Annotated in this window: 20 protein-coding genes and 1 other RNA gene; 6 read left to right on the top strand and 15 right to left on the bottom strand. The window is 67.0% G+C overall.

Annotation, left to right across the window (positions count from 1 at the left end; genetic code table 11):
- Positions 1 to 2: 2 nt before the first annotated feature.
- Positions 3 to 1,088 carry a DNA replication/repair protein RecF gene (recF, locus tag K7H93_RS04340; RefSeq protein WP_230782646.1) on the bottom strand — a complete coding sequence of 362 codons (1,086 nt, stop codon included), beginning with the start codon at positions 1,086 to 1,088 and terminating at the stop codon, positions 3 to 5.
- A gap of 239 nt (positions 1,089 to 1,327) precedes the next feature.
- On the opposite strand from recF, the gene K7H93_RS04335 reads away from it, so the two are divergent.
- The 3 genes from K7H93_RS04335 to K7H93_RS04325 all read left to right on the top strand — a co-directional run bounded on the left by K7H93_RS04335 (position 1,328) and on the right by K7H93_RS04325 (position 1,981).
- Complete coding sequence (locus K7H93_RS04335; protein WP_010234192.1) at positions 1,328 to 1,447, top strand: hypothetical protein; 120 nt, start codon at positions 1,328 to 1,330, stop codon at positions 1,445 to 1,447.
- A gap of 53 nt (positions 1,448 to 1,500) precedes the next feature.
- Positions 1,501 to 1,614 carry a hypothetical protein gene (locus K7H93_RS04330; protein ID WP_010234194.1) on the top strand — a complete coding sequence of 38 codons (114 nt, stop codon included), beginning with the start codon at positions 1,501 to 1,503 and terminating at the stop codon, positions 1,612 to 1,614.
- 151 nt (positions 1,615 to 1,765) lie between these two features.
- Positions 1,766 to 1,981: a PspC domain-containing protein gene (locus K7H93_RS04325; RefSeq protein WP_230782645.1), complete on the top strand. Its 216-nt coding sequence runs from the start codon at positions 1,766 to 1,768 to the stop codon at positions 1,979 to 1,981.
- Between the two features lie 72 nt (positions 1,982 to 2,053).
- Here the strand turns inward: K7H93_RS04325 and K7H93_RS04320 are convergent, their stop codons facing one another.
- From K7H93_RS04320 to K7H93_RS04295, 6 genes are all read right to left on the bottom strand, one after another.
- A complete protein-coding gene (locus K7H93_RS04320; protein ID WP_230782644.1) occupies positions 2,054 to 2,836 on the bottom strand; it encodes an SDR family oxidoreductase in 783 nt (260 codons plus the stop codon).
- The gene (locus K7H93_RS04315) at positions 2,821 to 3,393 is read right to left on the bottom strand and encodes an NUDIX hydrolase (protein ID WP_230782643.1); all 573 of its coding nucleotides are present in this window, start codon (positions 3,391 to 3,393) and stop codon (positions 2,821 to 2,823) included. The genes K7H93_RS04320 and K7H93_RS04315 overlap by 16 nt, the downstream gene beginning before the upstream one ends.
- Positions 3,394 to 3,514: 121 nt before the next feature.
- Positions 3,515 to 4,186, bottom strand: a complete 672-nt coding sequence (locus K7H93_RS04310; protein ID WP_230782642.1) for a TPM domain-containing protein — start codon at positions 4,184 to 4,186, stop codon at positions 3,515 to 3,517.
- A complete protein-coding gene (locus K7H93_RS04305) occupies positions 4,186 to 5,016 on the bottom strand; it encodes a TPM domain-containing protein (RefSeq protein WP_230782641.1) in 831 nt (276 codons plus the stop codon). The genes K7H93_RS04310 and K7H93_RS04305 overlap by 1 nt, the downstream gene beginning before the upstream one ends.
- Positions 5,013 to 5,525, bottom strand: coding sequence for a TPM domain-containing protein (locus K7H93_RS04300; RefSeq protein WP_054526235.1), 513 nt, complete (start codon positions 5,523 to 5,525; stop codon positions 5,013 to 5,015). The genes K7H93_RS04305 and K7H93_RS04300 overlap by 4 nt, the downstream gene beginning before the upstream one ends.
- Positions 5,526 to 5,536: 11 nt before the next feature.
- Positions 5,537 to 6,220 carry a LemA family protein gene (locus tag K7H93_RS04295; protein ID WP_230782640.1) on the bottom strand — a complete coding sequence of 228 codons (684 nt, stop codon included), beginning with the start codon at positions 6,218 to 6,220 and terminating at the stop codon, positions 5,537 to 5,539.
- Between the two features lie 157 nt (positions 6,221 to 6,377).
- Here K7H93_RS04295 and mscL point away from each other — a divergent pair, with 157 nt between their 5' ends.
- Together mscL and ssrA are read left to right on the top strand one after the other, a co-directional pair.
- The gene (gene mscL / locus K7H93_RS04290; protein ID WP_230782639.1) at positions 6,378 to 6,878 is read left to right on the top strand and encodes a large conductance mechanosensitive channel protein MscL; all 501 of its coding nucleotides are present in this window, start codon (positions 6,378 to 6,380) and stop codon (positions 6,876 to 6,878) included.
- A gap of 130 nt (positions 6,879 to 7,008) precedes the next feature.
- Positions 7,009 to 7,363, top strand: a transfer-messenger RNA (tmRNA) gene (gene ssrA, locus K7H93_RS04285).
- A 193-nt stretch (positions 7,364 to 7,556) separates the two neighbouring features.
- On the opposite strand, the gene K7H93_RS04280 is transcribed toward ssrA, so the two are convergent.
- The 8 genes from K7H93_RS04280 to K7H93_RS04245 form a co-directional block, all read right to left on the bottom strand.
- Positions 7,557 to 7,808, bottom strand: coding sequence for a hypothetical protein (locus K7H93_RS04280; RefSeq protein ID WP_197637759.1), 252 nt, complete (start codon positions 7,806 to 7,808; stop codon positions 7,557 to 7,559).
- Positions 7,809 to 7,931: 123 nt separating this feature from the next.
- Complete coding sequence (locus K7H93_RS04275) at positions 7,932 to 9,182, bottom strand: N-succinylarginine dihydrolase (protein WP_230782638.1); 1,251 nt, start codon at positions 9,180 to 9,182, stop codon at positions 7,932 to 7,934.
- Between the two features lie 115 nt (positions 9,183 to 9,297).
- The gene (locus K7H93_RS04270; protein ID WP_230782637.1) at positions 9,298 to 10,311 is read right to left on the bottom strand and encodes an arginine N-succinyltransferase; all 1,014 of its coding nucleotides are present in this window, start codon (positions 10,309 to 10,311) and stop codon (positions 9,298 to 9,300) included.
- Positions 10,308 to 11,519 carry a hydrolase gene (locus tag K7H93_RS04265; RefSeq protein WP_230782636.1) on the bottom strand — a complete coding sequence of 404 codons (1,212 nt, stop codon included), beginning with the start codon at positions 11,517 to 11,519 and terminating at the stop codon, positions 10,308 to 10,310. The genes K7H93_RS04270 and K7H93_RS04265 overlap by 4 nt, the downstream gene beginning before the upstream one ends.
- A 41-nt stretch (positions 11,520 to 11,560) precedes the next feature.
- Positions 11,561 to 12,385: a 16S rRNA (adenine(1518)-N(6)/adenine(1519)-N(6))-dimethyltransferase RsmA gene (rsmA, locus tag K7H93_RS04260; RefSeq protein ID WP_230782635.1), complete on the bottom strand. Its 825-nt coding sequence runs from the start codon at positions 12,383 to 12,385 to the stop codon at positions 11,561 to 11,563.
- Entirely contained in the window at positions 12,382 to 13,269 is an 888-nt protein-coding gene (gene pdxA / locus K7H93_RS04255; RefSeq protein ID WP_230782634.1) for a 4-hydroxythreonine-4-phosphate dehydrogenase PdxA, read from the bottom strand. The genes rsmA and pdxA overlap by 4 nt, the downstream gene beginning before the upstream one ends.
- A gap of 4 nt (positions 13,270 to 13,273) precedes the next feature.
- Positions 13,274 to 14,674 carry a peptidylprolyl isomerase gene (locus K7H93_RS04250; RefSeq protein ID WP_230782633.1) on the bottom strand — a complete coding sequence of 467 codons (1,401 nt, stop codon included), beginning with the start codon at positions 14,672 to 14,674 and terminating at the stop codon, positions 13,274 to 13,276.
- Between the two features lie 139 nt (positions 14,675 to 14,813).
- Complete coding sequence (locus tag K7H93_RS04245) at positions 14,814 to 17,144, bottom strand: LPS-assembly protein LptD (RefSeq protein ID WP_230782632.1); 2,331 nt, start codon at positions 17,142 to 17,144, stop codon at positions 14,814 to 14,816.
- A 143-nt stretch (positions 17,145 to 17,287) separates the two neighbouring features.
- Here K7H93_RS04245 and K7H93_RS04240 point away from each other — a divergent pair, with 143 nt between their 5' ends.
- Complete coding sequence (locus tag K7H93_RS04240; RefSeq protein ID WP_230782631.1) at positions 17,288 to 18,748, top strand: leucyl aminopeptidase; 1,461 nt, start codon at positions 17,288 to 17,290, stop codon at positions 18,746 to 18,748.
- The last annotated feature ends 15 nt before the right edge of the window (positions 18,749 to 18,763 follow it).

Genomic DNA, 18,763 nt, shown 5'->3' with positions numbered 1-18,763 from the left:
CCTCAGATCCGCCGCAGCGAACCGCCAGACACGTCCCACACGGCGGCGTCGGGCAGGATCGGGTCGAACGGCATCCGCTCGGTTCCGGTCATCCACACCTGCTCACCATTGGCGGCGAGGCGCGCGAACAGTGCTTCGCGCCGCTGCGGGTCGAGATGCGCGGCAACCTCGTCCAGCAGCAGTAGCCCCGCGCGCCCGCGTGTCGCCAGCGCGCCGTGCGCCAACGTGATCGCGATCAGCATCGCCTTCTGCTCGCCGGTCGAGGCGCGGGCGGCGGGTACGCCCTTGTCGGCCAGCGTCACCGCCAGTTCCGCGCGATGCGGGCCGATCAGCGTGCGGCCTGCGCGGCGTTCCGTCCGGCGATTGCCGCGCAGGGCATCGGCCAATGCGGCATGCTCTTCCGGCCCGGTCGGCTCGATCGCCAGGAGAGGGCGGGGGAAGAGCGCATCGGCCTGCGCCTCCAGCTCGCGGTTCAACTCCTCGACCAGCGCGCGGCGATTGGCGGCGATCGCGGTGCCGTGCTCCGCCAGCTGCGCCTCCAGCGCATCGAGCCATTGCGGATCGGGCGGCGCGTCGTCCGACAGCAGCCGATTGCGGTTGCGCAGCGCGGTTTCGTAGCGGTTGGAGAGCGCGGCGTGGCCGGGCGCGGTCGCCAGCGCCAGCCGGTCGAGATAGCGCCGCCGCGCGCCCGCGCTGTCGGTAAAGAGCCCGTCCATCGCCGGGGTCAGCCAGCGGACCGAGAGCCATTCGGACAGGCCCAGCGCGCTGCGCTCCGCCCCGTTGACACGCACCCGGCGGCGATTGGGTTGTGCCGCATCGACCACGGTGCCCAGCTGGACCGGCTCCGCGCCGTCGGCAGGCTGGAGCCGTGCGGCGACGGTGAATCCGCCGGGCCCGTCGATCCGCGCCATCTCGGGCAGTTTCGCCCGCCGCAACCCGCGGCCCGGGGCGAGCAGGGAGAGCGCTTCGAGCACATTGGTCTTGCCCGCACCATTCGCACCCACGAGCAGATTGAACCGCGCGGTGTCTTCCAGCGCGGTCTGCCGATGGTTGCGAAAATCGAGGATCGAGATGCGGTCGAGCGCCATGGGGGCCTTTGAAATCCGGCCTAGCGCGGTGCGCGGATGCAGGCCAGCGGAATGCGCGAGAAGCCCGGCTCCAAGAGTTGGGAAAAATTCCCAAGCTTTCGGAAAGGTGAACGAGTGGTTGTCGTCCGGCTCACCTCAGAACCACGCAATTTCGCCATTTCTTCAACTTGGCACGGCTCCTGCAAAGTAGTCGATATCCGGCGGGATGGTCCCCCGGAAACGTGAAAGGAACTACTCACATGACCACCACCGACCTCCGCAGCCGCATGTTCGCCGCCGTTATGGCGCTGGGTATCTCCGCCGTTTTCTTCGCCACCGCGATCGTCCCTGCCAGCCCCACCGGCCTCGTTATCGCCTGAGCCGCCACAGTCTGACCTACCTCACCAACCGCTTTTCAAAGGACACACTCACCATGCAATCCATCGCCCGCAACACCTTCGCCGCCGTCTTCGCAGTCGGCATCTCGGCCATGTTCTTCGCCACCGCGATCATCCCTGCCAGCCCGACCGGCCTGGTCATCGCCTGAGCCACCCCACCACAGATTTTTCACTGGAGACTGACACCATGCAATCGCTTACCCGCAACCTGCTCGCCGCCGCCGGGGCACTCGCCTTCACCGGCCTCGCCTTCGCCTTCGCCATCGTGCCCGTGATGGTCGATACTGCCGGGATGGTCGCATGAGCCAGCTCGACACCGACCGCCACGCATCGCGGCCCGCCCGCGAGTTCCGCCTCGACAGGCAGCGCGGCTCGATCGCCGGGGTCTGCGCAGGGATCGCCAAGTATTTCGGTTGGGACGTCACCATGGTCCGCCTCGCCTTCGTGCTGACGACCATCTTCCTGACCGGCGCCCCGCTGATCGCCTATCTCATCCTGTGGGCGATCGCCGACTGACCCGGCCGGAGGCCCACTCCGGCCACAACTCCCGGTCGGGGGCGAGTGGATCGCCCCCGCACCAAGCCTTCTTCACATTGCCGAAATGCCGCCATCCAGCCGCAGCTCCGCCGCAGTCATGAAACTGCTCTCGTCACTGGCGAGATAGAGCACGCCATTGGCGATTTCCTGCGGCTTGCCGACCCGCCCGAGCGGGATCTGACGCGCCAGCTTGCCCATCACCACTTCCTTGTCGAGCCCGGCATTCTTGCCGATCCCATCCAGAATGGGCGTATCGACGAAGGTCGGATGGATCGAGTTGCAGCGGATATTCCAGCCCATCTTCGCACAATAGAGCGCGACCGACTTGGTCAGCATCCACACCGCCGCCTTGCTGGCATTGTAGCCGGGCATGGTGTCGCTCGCGATCAACCCCGCGATCGAGCTGATATTGATGATCGAGCCGGGCTGATTGTCCTTCATCAGCTTCAGCGCCTTCTGGCAGCCCAGGAACGGCCCATCGACATTGATCGCGAAGCCGCGGCGCCAGTCTTCCAGCGTGCAGGTCTCGATATTGCCGCGCACGCCGATGCCGGCATTGTTGAGCAGGATGCTCAGCCCGCCGAGCTTGTCTTCCGCCATCTCGATCGCCGCATCCCACTGGTCGGGCTGGGTCACGTCGTGCGTCATTGCGAAGGCGGTGTCCGCGCCAAGCTCTTCGTTGATCGCATCGGCGGTCGCCTGCGCGCCGTCGCCGTTGATGTCGGTGCACAGCACCCGCGCACCCTCGCGCGCCAGCGTGGTCGCGGCCTGAGCGCCAAGCCCCTGCGCCGCGCCCGTAATCAGGGCAAGCTTGCCCGCTACCCGTCCAGCCATCCGTTCTCTCCAATTTTCTGTGTCATCAGCAGCATGGCGAGGCGCACGTCGAGAGCAACCCCTGCTGCGCGTTTCTCGTCCACGAAAGCGGCCAGCTCGGCCAGCTTTACGCGGTGGACCGTGATATCCTCGCCATCGACGCCGCCGCCATCGCCGACCTTGGTCAGGCCTTCGGCGCGCAGCAGCGAAAACCCTTCCGAGACCATCCCGGGGCTGGAGAAGAACTCGCCCAGATCGGTGATCTTGGCCGCGCGGTAGCCGGTTTCTTCCTCCAGCTCGCGGTGCGCGGCGGTGATGGCGCTTTCGTCCGACGCACCGTCATCGTCGCCGACCAGCCCGGCGGGGATTTCGAGGCAGCGGCGGCCCAGCGGTACGCGGTACTGTTCGACCAGCAGCACGTGTGCCCCGGAATCGGAGGCGTCGATCGCGATGATCGCGGCGGCGCGGATATTGCGCGGGCGGCTGGCATATTCCCACCGGCCCCGCTGCTTCGCGACGATATAGTCGCCCTGCCAGCGGATTTCCTCGGGCGCGTCGTGATCGGGGGGGAAGCTCATGTCAGGCGGGCCCTAAAACGCCCTTTCCCTTAAGGGAAGGGGGTGGGGAGGGAGTACTCGGGGCCGAGAGGTCGAACCCCCACCCCCGGCCCCTCCCCACAGGGAGGGGAGTTCACCGCCATCAAAGCTGGATCAGGCGGTCGGGCAGCTCGTTCTGGTCGTCGTCGGCGCGGGGGAAATGGGGCGCGAGGATTTCGCCTACGTCGCGCACGCCCGCCGCGATCCCGGCGCCCAGCTGGCCCGCCTTGATCTCGCGCAGCATGTCGACCATCGCATCGCCCCACACTTCGGGCGGCACCTGCTCGGCAATCGCGGAATCGGCGACGATCTGCGCGCGGTGTTCGCGCAAGGAGACGAAGATCAGCACCCCGGTGCGGCCATGCGTGCGCCGTTCCGCGCCGACCTTGAAATGCCGGATCGCGGCGTCTTCCACCCGCAACGTCTTCACCCGGCCCGGGATGAGAGCGAAGCGCACCGCGGGGCTGAGCGTCAGTGCAAAGGTCGCAAGGAACAGCACGATGGTGATCGCGCTGGCGAGGCCCAGCAGGCCCGACGCGGTCCATTCGCTGTTCCATCCGCCCGACAGCGTATCCACCAGCCCGGTGACGGGATCGGGAAAGAAGGCGAGCAGCACCAGCCCGGTGAAGGCGACGAAGGCCGACAGCGCCAGTGCGACGTCGGTATAGCCGTCGCTCTCCTGCGCCACGACCGTGACGATCTCGCCCGAAGTTTTCAGCTCCGCTTCGGCGACCGCGCGGGTCACCGCTTCGCTATCTGCGTGGGTTATCTGCATCACCAGCCTCCGCTCGCGCCGCCGCCGCCGGACATGCCGCCGCCGAAGCCGCCGAAACCACCGCCGCCTCCGCCACCGCCGAAGCCGCCACCACCGCCGCCCCAGCCGTCGCCGTCACCCGAGTTGAGTGCGGAGTTGATCGCGGTCCACAGAAGCACATCGCCCACCGCGCTGCCTGCGCCGTAGCGCCGCCGCCTGCGACCCTTCTTGCCGCGCCCGAAGATGGCGATGAAGGCGAAAATCAGGATCAGCCACACGAACGCGCCGCCGATGGTTGCGCCGGTCACCTCGTCACCCTCCTGCGCGCGCGCGGCGGCCTCCGCTTCCTCGATCGCCCTGGCGGTTGCCGGGTCCATGTCGAGCGCCTCGATCATCTGCGCGACGCCTGCCGCGATCCCGCCACTGAAATCGCCCTGCTTGAAGGCGGGGGTGATCGTGTTGCGGATGATCCGCCCGGACATCGCGTCGGTCAGCGTGGGGGTGGAGCCATAGCCGACCTCGATCCGGATCTTGCGCTCTTCCTTCGCGACCAGCAGCAGCGCGCCCTCGTCGGTCTGCTCGCCGCCGATGCCCCAGGTCTCGTACAGCTTGACCGCATAGCCTTCGACCGTCTCGCCATCGAGGCTGGGAACGGTCGCGACGGTCACCGCGCGGCCGGTCGCCTTGTTATAGGCGCGCAGTTCCTCGTCGAGCTTGGCCTCTGTCGCGGCGTCGATCATGTTCGCGCCGTCATAGACGGGCCCTTCGGGGCGCGGCGGGAGCTCCTGCGCCGCTGCGGGGAGCGCGAGCAGCGCGAGGGCGAACAGGAGCAGGGTTCTAAGCAGGGTCACGAGGGGGCACCTTCACGGCATTGCGGGGGATTGGGGGCGGCGCGCTTGAGTTCCTCGACCCCGGCCAGCGTGCCTCCGGCGATGTCGCCTGCGCGATAGAGAGGGATCATCGCATTCTCGATGATGCGCTTCGCGCGAACGTCGCTGACATCGCCTTCCAGCCCGAGGCCCACTTCGATCCGTACCGTCCTCTCGGCGGGTGCGACGAGGACGAGCAGGCCGCACTTGGTTGTCTCGTCACCGATGCCCCATTCGTTGAACGTCTCGTTCGCCACGTGCTCGATCGACTCGCCGCCGAGCGATGCGTCGGTGAAAACGACCAACGCAACGCCCGATGTGCGCCAGTACTCGGTCAGGTCCTGGTCGAGTGCGGCCTCGGCTTCGGGCGCGAAAACATCGGCCTCGTCCAGTACGGGGCCATCGGGCCGCTGCGCCACCGGCGTCGCTGCGCTTTGCAGCGAACAGGCGGCCAGCAGCAGCGGCGCAATGGCGACACAGCGGGCAGGCATAAGCCGCCCGATCAATTGTCGGTGCCGGTCGCGGCCCCGTTCTGAGCAGCGCCGGTTGCCGCGTTGTCGTTGGCGGGCGCGGCGGCGCTGGGGCTGCTCATGTCGTCGAAGTTCACTTCGGGCGCGATCTCGCTGCCAGCCTGCGCCTTGAAGCCTTCCATCGGCTCCGCACCGTAGATCACGTTGGCGGCGATCGTCGCGGGGAAGGTGCGGATGGTGGTGTTATATTTCTGCACCGCCTCGTTGTAGCGGTTGCGCGCCACTTCGATCCGGTTTTCCGTGCCTTCCAGCTGGGTCATCAGGTCCGCGAAACGCGCCTGACTCTGCAGCTCGGGGTACTTCTCGACCGTCACGAGCAGGCGGCTGAGCGCGCCGCCCAGCTGGCTCTGCGCCTGGTCGAAACGCTGGATCGCCGCCGGATCCTTGAGATCGTCCGTGGTCAGCTGCGTCTGGGTGGCACTGGCGCGGGCCTGAATCACCTGGGTGAGGATGTCTTCTTCGCTCGCCGCGGCAGCGCGCACCGTGTTGACGAGGTTGGGGACCAGATCTGCGCGGCGCTGATACGCGCTCTGCACGTCGGCCCAGCGGGCGTTTGCCTCTTCCTCTGCCGTGGGGACCGAGTTGATGCCGCATGCGCTAAGCGACACGAGGCCGAGCGCGAGCAGGATCGATCGAACGAGATTGCGGAACGCCATCGAATTATCTCTCCGGAAAAATGGTGTATTGCCAATATACGACACGCCCCCGCCGGTGCAAGGATTTGTGGGTGCAATCGGGGGCAAGATTGTCGCGCGCCGGGCCTCTGTGCAAAAGGGCGACAACGGAGCGCTAGACCAAGGGGGCACCTCTCGCATGTTCAAGGAATTCAAGAAATTCATCGCGCGTGGCAACGTGATCGATCTGGCGGTCGGCGTGGTGATCGGCGCGGCGTTCAGCGGGATCGTGAAGCAGTTGACCGACGGGGTGCTGATGCCGCTGATCGGCTGGCTGTTCGGCGATATCGACTTTTCCAACTGGTTCCTGCGGCTGAGCCAGGTGCCCGAAGGCTATGAAGGCTCGCTCGACAATTACGAGCAGCTGAAGGAAGCGGGCGTCGCGATGATCGGCTACGGCGCGCTGATCACCGCGATCATCAATTTCCTGATCGTCGCCTTCGCGCTGTTCCTGCTGGTGCGCGGCGTGAACCGCGTGACCGAGGAAATGCAGCGCAAGCAGGCCGAGGTGGAGGATAGCTCCAAGAGCGACGACGTGCCGACCGACCCGCAGCTCGATGTGCTGAAGAAGATTCTGGCCGAGCTGAAGGCGGAGCGGGGCGGGGCGGACTACGCGCCGGACAAGGGGCCGATGGGCTGAGGGGGAAGCCGAGGAGCTACTTTGGCCGAATTCGTCATTCCCGCGACGGCGGGAGCCCATCACCCGCGCATGTGCGTCTCCGACCGAAGGAGCTGGGCCCCCGCCTTCGCGGGGGTGACGGTGTTCGGGTACACTTCACATTCAGCGCGCAGCGCCTATATAGGTCGGTGCCGGTTTCGGCCGGCTATGGTGATAAATGGCGGTGTATAATAGACGCAATGGACCCGGGGGCAGTACCCGGCGGCTCCACCAAAAGGCCCGGTCCCGATAGCGAGAGGGGCGGGCTTCCTGATGGGGCCGAACCAGGATCGACATGCGTTGAAAGGCATCGTTTTTGCCCGGAATGAGCACTCCGTAAAAAGCTTATTTCACAAGTGCCAACGATAACGAAGCACTCGCTCTCGCTGCGTAATTTGATGGCCTAACGGCCTGAATTTACAAAGCTAAAGCGCGGTTGGACCGACCGGGCAACAGAACGGATACCGGGGGCCCGGGGGAGCCTAGCAACAGAATCCCCCACCTTGGATTTCCCCCTCTTCGATCGATATCGGCCTGCGAACGGCAACCGGCTGCGCTTCCGGTGCTCACGACCTTGATGGTCGCTGCGCGCCGGTTCTCGCCGATCACCATTCTCGGCTCGATCTCGACCAAAGATGATGAAAATCCGCTATCGGCATCTCAGCCCCCCTGCGTGGATTGGCCTTGCGCCTCCTTCGCAGCCTTCTCGTGCCTCAGGCAGTCGAGGATCTTTGCCCCCGCCATGAACACCGCAGCCGAGCAGGCGAGGAACAGCAGCTTGCCGCCCCAGCCGGGATATTGCTCCAGATAGTTGGCCCCGCGCGCGGTTGCGCCCAGCGCGAGCGCGTAGATGATCAGGAACGCCTCGAAGCGCGTCTTGATCACGAACAGGCGGGAAATCTTGCGGAGCATCTTCATCCTTAACGCGGCCGGCGGATTACCTACGCAAAGCCTGTGCCAGATGAGGGTTCCTGCGGCCCGTGCTGGTTAACGCGCGGGCCGTTGTAAGCTTACCCGACAGGGTAACCAGAGCGTTTACCCTAATTCGGTGAGATCGAGCGCGTCGAGCAGCGCGCCGCGTGCCGCGCGGACCTGTTCGCTCAGCGCATCGGTGCCAAGCTGGGCCGGTTCGATCGCTTCGGGCCAATGCTCGGCGATGACCGCCTCGATTCGGCTCGCCTTCGCCTCGTCGAGCAGGAAGCGCGGATCGACCGTCGCGGGGTCGGCGACCACGCGCAGGCGCAGACAGGCGGGGCCGCCGCCATTGGCCATGGACTGGCGCACATCGACCGGGATCACCTGCCGGATGGGGCCATTGCCCGCGGTCATCTGCTCGCAGAAGCCCCACACGCTTGTCGACTCGCGGCACTCGCTCGGCACGACCAGCGCCATGGTGCCGTCGGGCAGGGTGAGCAACTGCGCGTTGAACAGATAGGTGCGGATCGCCTCTTCGAGACTCACCGCGCTCTCGGGCACTTCGATCAGTTCGAGCGTGGGGAAAGCCTCGCGGATCGCGCCGTAGGCCCCCTGCGGATCGGCGAAGGCGCGCGCATGCGTAAACAGCACGCGCTCGTTCGCTACCGCGACCACGTCGTTATGGAAGGCGCCCGCCTCGATCGCTTCGGGGTTCTGTTCGATGAACACCGTGCGTTTCGGATCGAGCCCATGCATGCGCGCGACCGCGCGGCTGGCCTGTTCGTGCTGGCGCGCGGGGAACTTGCCGCCCGGCTTGCCATAGACGAACACCTCGACGCCCGCCTCGCCGTGGCTCTCGCACAGGCGCATGTGGTTGGCCGCGCCCTCGTCGCCGAAGGTTGGCGGCACTGCATCGTGCACGGCAAAGTGCTTCGGGTCACCGAAGGCGATATCGAGCTGGGCCTTGGTGTCCTGCCACTCCTGCGCGCGGTGGAGCATGGTGATCAGGTTGGCGGGCGTCAGGTGGCAGCGCCCGTCGGCGGTGTCGGGCGCAGGGCTGACGGTCGCCGCATTGGCGGTCCACATGCTGGAGGCGGACCACGGCGCGGCGCGCAGCGCGGGATCGGCAGTCTCGTCGAGCGCGAGAGCATCTGCCAGCACCGGATTGGGGCGCGGGAGCGGCAGCAGGAAGCCTTGCGGCAGGCCGCGTTGCATGTTGCCGCGCATCTTGGCGAGACCCTGCAACGCCGCCTCGCGCGGGTGGCTGGTCTGCCCGCGATGGCTCGCGCTGGCGATATTGCCGAGGCTCAGCCCCGCATAATTGTGCGAGGGGCCGATGATCCCGTCGAAATTGATCTCTTTGAGAGGCATTCCAGACTCCGCTCGCCCCGAGCTTGTCGAAGGGCTGTTTTTGACATTTGGACCCGCGCCCGAAAAAGAGCAGGGCTTCGACAGGCTCAGCCCGAACGGGTCTGGTTGGGGCGCGCTACTTCGCCACGCTCCACACCGTATCGCCTTCGCCGACCTGCAGCACATCCGCGCCCGCAGCGTCGATTGCGACGCTGTCGTCAGCGAGCTCGCGCGATCCGTAGCAACAGCGGAAATCGGTCAGTTTGCCGGACGCGAGCAGCGCGCGCTCGCCGCCATCGAGCCCGGTCTTGCCGAGTGTGCGCGGCGCGGCATCGGCGACGGAGACCACATCGTCGGTCCGCGCGAGCATGGTCGGACCGCCGTCGAAGATGTCGACATAGCCTTCGAAACGCAGGCCTTCCTTCTCCAGCATCCGCATCGCCGCGCGGCCGGTGGGGTGGGGCAGGCCGATCACCTCGCGTGCATCGTCGTCCAGCATTGCGACATAGACCGGATATTTGGGCATCAGGTCGGCGATGAACTGGTTGCCGTTGATCGCGTTGAAATAGTCGGCCTCCTGGAAGGTCATCCCGAAGAAGCGCCCGGCGACCCCGTCCCAGAAGGGCGATCCGCCGCGATCGTCGATGATCCCGCGCAGCTCCGCCAGCACGCGCTCGGCAAAGCGCTGGCGGTGCATCGCGATGAACAGGTAGCGGCTGCGCGCGAGCAGCAGGCCGAGGCCTCCGGCGCGTTCATTGGGGTGGAGGAACAGCCCGCCGACTTCGCTGCACCCTTCCAGATCGGTCACCAGATGCAGCATTTCTGCGCGCACCGTGCGGTCCAGTTCCTGGCTGTACTGGGTCAGCGTGTTGAGGCGGTAGGAATAGAACGGCCATTGCTGGCCGACCTGCGTCATCAGCTGGCAAGTGCCGCGCACCGCGCCGGTCTCGGTATTCTCCAGCACCAGCAGAAAGGTCTCGTCGACCAGCTCGTCGCCCGTATTGGCGAAGGCCTTGGCCGATCGTTCAAGCTTGCCCGTCAGCGCATCGCGATCGGCGGGCAGGTTGGTGAAGCCGCCGCCGGTCAGCTTGGCCATTTCGTACAGGTGTTCAAGGTCGTCTTCGCGCGACGGGCGGATCACGAAACTCACAGCACATCCTCCGTAGCAAGCCCGTGCAGGACCATCGCCGCCAGCGCGGCGCGTTCTGCAAGGCTTGGCGCAATCATGAATTCATCTGGCGAGTGGATCTTGCCGCCACGCACGCCCATCGTATCGACCACCGGCACGCCGGTCGCGGCGATATTATTGCCGTCGCACACGCCGCCGGTGGATTTCCAGTCGATTTCCTGACCCAGCTCCGCGCCGCATTCGCGCACGAGGTCGAACAGCGCCTGCGCCTTGCGGTCGACCGGCTTGGGCGGACGCGAGATACCGCCGTGGATCGTGATATCGACCTCCTGGGCCTGCTTCACCTCGCCGATCAGAGCGTGCATTTCCGCCTCAAATCGCTCGGCTGCGGCGGGCTCCTTCGGGCGGATGTTGAAGCGCAGCACGGCATGGTCGGGAACGACATTGTTCGCCGCGCCGCCATCGATCTTGGCCGGGTTCACGCTGATATCGGCGCGCTGCAATTCCTTGAGCCGCACCGCGAGGGTGGAGGCGGCGACGATGGCATTGCGGCCATCCTGCGGATTGCGCCCAGCGTGCGCGGACTTGCCGGTGACGGTCAGGCTGTAATTCCCGCTGCCGCCGCGTGCATGGGCGAGGGTGCCCTCGGGCGTTGCCGCAGGCTCGAAGGTCAGCGCGGCATACTTGCCCTCGGCCAGCCGCTCGATCAGCGGGGCGGAAGAGAGCGATCCGGTTTCCTCGTCGGCATTGATCAGAACGTCGTAGCCGACCTGCTGCCATGCCTCGATCTGCTCGAGCGCGGTCAGCGAGGCGAGGATGATCGCGAGGCCCCCCTTCATGTCCGCCGTGCCGGGGCCGTTGAGGGTCTCGTCGTCGAGCCAGGTCAGCTCCTGGAACGGGTGATCGGCGGGGAAGACGGTGTCCATGTGCCCGGTCAGGATGAAGCGCCGCTGCGCTTCGGGGCGGACGCGCAGCACGAAGTGCTTGCCGTTCTGGACCGCGGTTTCCTTGCCGCTGGCGTCGACTGCGGTGACGGGGGCGGGCTCTTCCAGCGTGATCTCGCCGGGGAGGGTAGAGAACGCCTCGCTCAGTTCCCGAGCCATGCGGGCGAGCCCTTCAAGGTTGGCGGTGCCCGAGTTGATGCGTGCCCAGCGCTCGACCTGCGCGAGCATGGCCGCGCCGTCGATGGTGTCGATAGCCTGCTGGAGGGGGCCGGAAAGTCTGTTCATCCCGGGGGCCTAGCCTGCGCGACGCGGCGGGCCAAGCCCGGTCAGGTGGACAGCGCGCGGGCGAGCGCCACGAATTCCCCGACGTCGAGCGTTTCGGCACGCCGCTCCGGGTCGATGCCGAGCGTCTCCAGCGCATCGAGCGCACCGGGCACACCCTTCAGGCTCTGACGCAGCATCTTGCGGCGCTGGCCGAAGGCCGCGGCGGTCACTTGCTCCAGCTTCGAGGCCGAGACGCCATCGGGCATTGCAGCGGGGGTCACATGGACGATCGCGCTCATCACCTTTGGTGGCGGGGTGAAGGCGCTGCGGTGGACCTTCATCGCCAGCTTCGCCGTGCCGCGCCACTGGGCGAGGACCGCGAGGCGTCCGTATGCCGATCCGCCCGGCTGCGCGACGATCCGTTGCGCGACCTCCTGCTGGAACATCAGGGTGAGCGATGTCCAGTTGGGTGGCCACGCTTCGCCGCCCATCCAGCGGGTGAACAGCGCGGTGCCCACGTTGTAGGGCAGGTTGGAGAGGATCGCGTAGGGTTCGCCCTCGAACAGCGCATCATGGTCGATCTTGAGCGCGTCGCCCTCGATCACGGTCAGCTGGCCGGGGAAGGCGTCGCCCAGCTCGGCCAGCGCGGGCAGGCAGCGGCGGTCCATCTCGATCGCGGTGACCTTCGCACCGGCGCGCAGCAATGCGCGCGTGAGGCCGCCGGGGCCGGGGCCGACTTCGAGCACGTTCCTGCCCGACAGGTCGCCGGGCACCGCCGCGATGCGCGCGAGCAATTGCTCGTCGAACAGGAAATTCTGGCCGAGCGATTTGGACGCGCTGAGCCCGTGCGCCGCAATCACCTCGCGCAAGGGGGGAAGGTCGGTCATTGGCTCCGCCGCGCAGCAATCTCGCCCGCCATGCGGATTGCGGCGATCATCGCGTCGGGCCGGGCGATGCCCTTGCCCGCAATGTCGAACGCGGTGCCGTGGTCGGGCGAGGTGCGCACGATCGGCAGGCCGAGCGTGACGTTGACCCCTTCGTCGAAATCGAGCGCCTTGATCGGGACCAGCGCCTGATCGTGATACATCGCGATCGCCACGTCGTAAGTCCCTCGCTTGTGCGGCGCGAACAGCGTGTCGGCGGGGTGCGGGCCGGTGGCGTCGATGCCCTGTTCGCGCAAGGTGGCGATGGCGGGGGCGATCACCTCGATCTCCTCGCGCCCCATGCGCCCGTCCTCGCCCGCGTGGGGATTTAGCCCGGCGATGGCGATGCGTGGAGCATCAATGCCGTAATCGCGGCGCAGCGCCGCGTGGACGATCCGGCTGCGCTGCACGATCAGGTCTTGCGAGAGGCGCGCGGGGACATCGGCCAGCGCACAATGCACCGTCATCGGCACGGTCTTGAGCGATGGCCCGGCGAGCATCATCACCGCATCCTCCCGCGGCAACCCGCAGGCATCGGCAAGGAATTCGGTCTGGCCGACGAAGTTCGGATCGATCTGGGCAATAGCGGACTTGGCCACCGGGCCGGTCACCAGGGCGCTGCACTCGTCCGAGCGGACCATGGCGACGGCCTGCCCCAGCGCGTCGAGAGCGCATTGGGCCGATGCACGATCGGGCTGGCCGGGGCGCAACGGAGAGCCGGGCTCTCCGACCACCCGCAGCGGGGGCAGGCCAAGCTCGGCTTCGCGCGCCAGGATGTGCGCGACAATCTCCGGCCCGACGCCCGCCGGGTCGCCGATGGTAACGGCCAGCGGGAGCGGCGTGGTCACCGGATCAGTTGTATTCGATGATCGCGTCGTCGCGGAGGTCGCGGAGGAAGCGCTGGGCGCGCTTGCTGATCCGTTCTTCCTCGATCCGGTCCATGATCTGGTCGAAATCGGGTTCGCCGCTCGCTTCCGGATCGTCGCGGCCGCACAGCAGCAGCACCCGCACACCATCCTCCATCGAGCCGAACGGCGGCGTGGTCTGACCGACCTGCAGATCCATCAGCGATGCCTGCAGCTGGGGCGGCAGATCGCGCACGGTGATCGAATCATTGTCGACCACGCTCGCGCCGACCGATTCGGCCACCCGGTTCGCATCGCCGCAGCCACGGATCGTGCCGATCGCGTTGGCGAATTCTTCCACCCGTGCGTTGGCGCGATCCTGGCTCGTTCCCTGCGGGAAGGTGATCGCGATCTGCTTGAGGCTGAGCACGGCATCGCGCGGGTCGGCGGTCAGCACCTGTCGCTTGTCGAGCAGCAGCATGATGACATAGCCGCCCGGGATTGGCACGGGGCCGACCAGCTGGCCGGGGGTCATCTTGGTCGCCACCTCGGCCATCTGGCCGGGCAGGGTGCCCAGCCGGACGAAGCCGAGATCGCCGCCGACCGAGGCGGTGGTCGACTCGGAGAACTGCCGGGCATAGGCCTGGAAGCTGCCGCCGGCGCGGATCTGGTCCATGATCTGCTCGGCATTGGCTTCGACGGTCGCGGCGGTTTCGGGCGTTGCCGACAGATAGATCTCGGCGAGGCGGTATTCTTCCTGCCCGCGCGAGGTCTTGAGCCGCTCGATCGTGTCATTGACCTCTTCGGCGGAGACGTTGATGAACGGGGCCACGTTGCGGCGCAGGAGCATCTGCCACGCGATTTCGCCCTGAATCTGACGCTTGAGCGTGGCGGGGGACGAGCCTGCGGCGATCAGGAACTTGTCCATCTGCTGCGGATTGCTGCCGAAATTCTGCTGCGCCAGGATGGCGTAGCGCTGGTTCACCTCTTCTGAAGACACTTCCATGTCCTGCGCGGCGGCGGCCTGGATCTGCAGCGTTTCGTCGATCAGGTTACGCAGCACCTGCATCCGCAGCGCCTGCAGCTGATCGGCGGGGATTTCCTTGCGCTCCGAAGCGGCGAGGACCAGCGCGACCCGGTGATCAATGTCCGTGCCGGTGATGACCGTGCCGTTCACCTTGGCGGTGGCGGTGCGCATGTTCGGGTCCTGGTGGTCGGACCTGACCACCTCGGCGGGGATGCCGAAGGGCCCGTCCGTTGCCGCCTGCTGCGCGGCGGAGGGCTGCGGAGCGCCCTGCTGTGCAGCGTCGCCAGCCTGCTGGGCCTGCGCCGCGATCGGCATCGTCGCCATCGCAAACGCGGCGAACGAGGTGGAGATCTTGCTGATAATGCTGATGCTGTCGGTCACGAAGATAGCCTGTTGGTCGCTGGTGCGGGCGATGGGTTCCCGCCGGAGGAGCGCATTCGCGCGATCTGGCTGAACCATTGCTGAGTATTCTGCGGAGGCAGCCTCTAGCGCGTTCGCGCGGCTGTGCCAATCGTGGCGCTCATCCGCCGAAGCCGAGGTTGAGCAGGCGGAAGGTGAGCTCGAACGTATTGCCGCGCAGTGCGTCACCCTGGGTGGCGTAATCGCGCCGCCAGGTGAGCCCCAGATCGATGCAGTCGTCCTGGTATGCGATCCCGATCCGGGTGCGGATCGGGTCGAACCCGTCGGCCTGCAGAGTCGGGTCTTCGTCGCGGTTGGTCATGTTGACCACCGCCGAACCGAACAGCGACCAGTAGCGGGCGAAGGCCACGCGGCCCGCTGCGCGCAGTTCTTCGCGATCGCCCAGATCCTCGTTGATATTGGGGATGTTCCGGTCGAGCCTGAGATAGCCGATCTCGGCATAGGTTCGCCGCGATCCGATGGTCGCATCCACCTCGGTCCGGCGCGGGGTGAAGTCGTCCTTGTCCAGCCGGAAGCGGTAGGTGAAGGAGACGAAATCCTTGTAGCGCACGCGCGCCCGGCCAACGAAGTCGGAGAACCTGTCCGACAGGCCGGTCCCGTCGGGGAAGATGATCGGCTTGTCGTCGAGCCGGTAGGACTGGCCGAAATTGGCGGTCACCTGCCAGTCCGGCTTGGTGAATTGCCAGTCGACCCCGTAGGTCACCCGCGCGCCGTCTTCGAACCGGTCGTCCCCCGGGAAGCGGTTGAGCGAGAACAGGTTCACGTCTTCCAGATCGATCGAGCGCGAATCCTCGTTGGGGATCGCGGCGTTGCGGATCGGCGGGGTGCCGACCACCTGAATCCGCGGAGTCAGCACCTGGGTGCCGCCGAAAATCGGGCCCACCAGCGGCCACGACACGTCGATCGCGGCGAGCCCGATCGCGCGGCCCTGCCACCCTTCGCGCCCGCGATAGCTGGCAACCGTGGTCGCCGCCGAATTGTTGGTGTTGTAAATGTCGCCGCGCGCCAGCGCGGTCAGTTCGACCACCTGGCCGAGGCCGGTCACCCGGCGCAGATTCCACTGCGCGGAGGCGAAGCCGCGCTGGGTATCCTGCCCGTCCTCACGCAAGATGCCCAGCGTATTGCCGCGCAGCGTCACCGTGCCGCCAAGCAGCGGCTCCGAAATCCGGCGGCGGTAATCGATCAGCGGCAGCGCGACCGGCACCTCGCCCTGCGGCTGGCCCAGCCGCAGGGTCTGCGTGGCGAAGCCCGCGACCACGAAATAGCTGTTGGCATCGATCCGCTCCAGCTCGCCCACGGTGCGCAGCCGGTCGTCGCGGCTGATGTCGTAGCGGCGCAGGAAGGTGCGGTCGCTCGCGCGGCGGACCGAGCCAGTGAAGCTCCAGTTCTCGTCGAACTGGTAGCGTCCGTTGGCGGCGAAGTAGCCGCGAAAATCCTCGTCGGTCTGGGACAGGCCGGTGTTGAGGTCGATTCGCCGGCTGACCGTGGCATAGCCGGTCGCCTGGAACGCGCCCTTGTCCGACAGCGCGCGATAGGTCGCGCGCGCCATCGGAGCGGCATCGGTGAACACGTGCGCAGCCAGTTCAAGATCGCGGTTTTCAGCGAGCCGCCAGTAATAGCTGCCGCTGACCTCCACCCCGTTGGAACGCGAGATGCGCAGGCTGGGGACAAGGAAGCCCGATTGCGGTCCGCCGTCGGTGCGCAGCTCCAGCGTGGGCAGCGGCAGGATGCGCGCGCCGAACAGCGAGAAATAGCCCTTTTCGAACCGCACGGTGTTGGCGTCGGGATTGTAGACGACGCGTTCTGCGGTGATCTTCCAGCTCGGGCGCTTCGGGCAGCCATCCTCGCCCACCACCGGGCAGCCCGAATAGGCCGCTCTGGTCAGCGCGATGCGCCCGTCGCCCGCGCGCTCGCCGCGTTCCGCTGCAAGCCGTCCGCCTTCGCGCAGCACCAGCAACAGGTCTTCCAGCGCGCCCGCCTCGAAGGTGTCGGTCAGTTCCAGCTGCTCGGCATAGAGCTGGTTGCCGTCGCCATCGACGTAACGCACGCCGCCGCTGGCATCGATCCGCCCCGCCGGGCGATCCCACCGGACCTCGTCGGCGCGCACCGAACGCTCGCCCTCGCGCAGCAGCACGTTGCCGCGCGCGATCACCGTGTCAGCCTGCGAATCATACTCCAGACTATCCGCCTCGAAACCGATCTCGCGCGGGGTGCCGGGCGGCTGGTCGCCTTCGATATAGTCGGACACCGCCTCTTCGACCGAGCCCTCCTCGTCCGCCTGCTGGCCGCTCTGCGGCTCGCTTTGCGGCGCATCCTGGGCGTGCGCGAGGCTGGGCCACGCGATCGTCGCCATCACCGCCAATGCGGCACCACTCAGCAGGCAGGCGCGGCCACCAAAGGCAGGCGACGCGGAACGATCGGTCAGGCGCATGCCTTGCCTATTGCACCGAGCCTGCCTAATCGCAATCGCACTTGCGGCAGCGCGCGCAGGCGCGGCTCTTTAGTGGCCCGCGCGACACGGGGGAGGTAGTTCCCCGCGCCGCCGGTCGAGATCATCCAAGGGACCCCCACCACATGCAAATCACCTTCGCCGACAGCCTTCCCTCCGATGCCGTCCTGATCGCATCGATCGCGAACAAGGACAGCCTGCCCGACGGGACCGAACCCGCACTGGCCGAAGGGGCCAAGCGGTCGCGGTTCAAGGGATCGGCAGGCCAGGTTGTCGACGGGTTCGCCGAACGCGATGGCAAGGTGCTGCGGGTTGCGCTCGCAGGCGCGGGCGATCCCAAGGCGAATGACCGCCGCGCCAATCTGGAAAAGGCGGGCGGCGCGCTGGCGGCGAAGTTCCTGACCTCGGGCGAGAGCACGATCGCGCTCGACCTGACCGGTGCGGGCCTTTCCGCGGAAGACGCCGCCGCAGTGCTGCTGGGCCTGCGGCTGCGCGCGTGGCGGTGGGACGAATACCGCACCACGCAGAAGGATGCGGAGAAGGTTTCGCTCAAGAGTGCGGTCATCGTCGGCGCGCCCGAGGGGATCGAAGCCGCGTGGGCCCGTGAGAGCGCGCTGGCCGAAGGCGTCGAGTTCACCAAGGAACTGGTCACCCTGCCCGCCAACGTCCTCTATCCCGAAAGCTTCGTCGAACGCTGCCGCAAGGCGCTCGAGGGGACTGGGATCGAGATCATCGTGCTCGACGATGCGCAGATGGAAAAGCTCGGCATGGGCGCGCTGCTCGGCGTCGGGCAGGGCTCGGACCGCCCCTCGCGCATCCTCGCGATGCGCTGGAACGGCGGCGATAAGGGCGCCAAGCCCACGCTGCTGGTCGGCAAGGGCGTGACCTTCGATTCCGGCGGCATCTCGATCAAGCCGGGTGCGGGAATGGAAGACATGAAGTGGGACATGGGCGGCGCAGGTGCTGTCGCAGGGACCATGGTCGCGCTGGCCAAGCGCAAGGCGAAGGCGAACGTCGTGGGCGTGTGCGGCCTGGTCGAGAACATGCCTGACGGCAAGGCGCAGCGCCCCGGCGACGTCGTGACGACGATGAGCGGGCAGACCGTCGAAGTCATCAACACCGACGCCGAAGGGCGGCTGGTGCTGTGCGATGCGCTGCACTGGGCGCAGAACGAGTTCGATCCCGCTGCGGTGATCGACCTCGCCACGCTGACCGGCGCGATGCTGATCGCGCTGGGCAACGAACAGGCGGGGCTGTTCTCCAACGACGATACGCTGGCGGGCAACCTCTCCACCGCAGGCGCGACCAGCGGCGACAAGGTGTGGCGGATGCCGATCGGCCCGGCTTACGACAAGCTGATCGATTCGCCGATTGCGGACATGAAGAACGTCGGCCCGCGCGAAGCAGGCTCGATCACCGCCGCGCAGTTCCTCCAGCGCTTCATCAAGGACGGGATGCCCTGGGCGCACCTCGACATTGCCGGGATGGCATGGTCGAACAAGCCGGGCGCGACCTACGGCAAGGGCGCGACCGGATACGGCGTGCGCCTGCTCGACCAGTATGTCCGCGACGTGATCGAGGGCTAGGCGAGAACCCGCGTG

The organism is Citromicrobium bathyomarinum, assembly GCF_021021475.1.
Taxonomy (GTDB): Bacteria; Pseudomonadota; Alphaproteobacteria; order Sphingomonadales; family Sphingomonadaceae; genus Alteriqipengyuania; species Alteriqipengyuania bathyomarina.
This window is presented reverse-complemented; position numbering and strand designations above follow the sequence as displayed.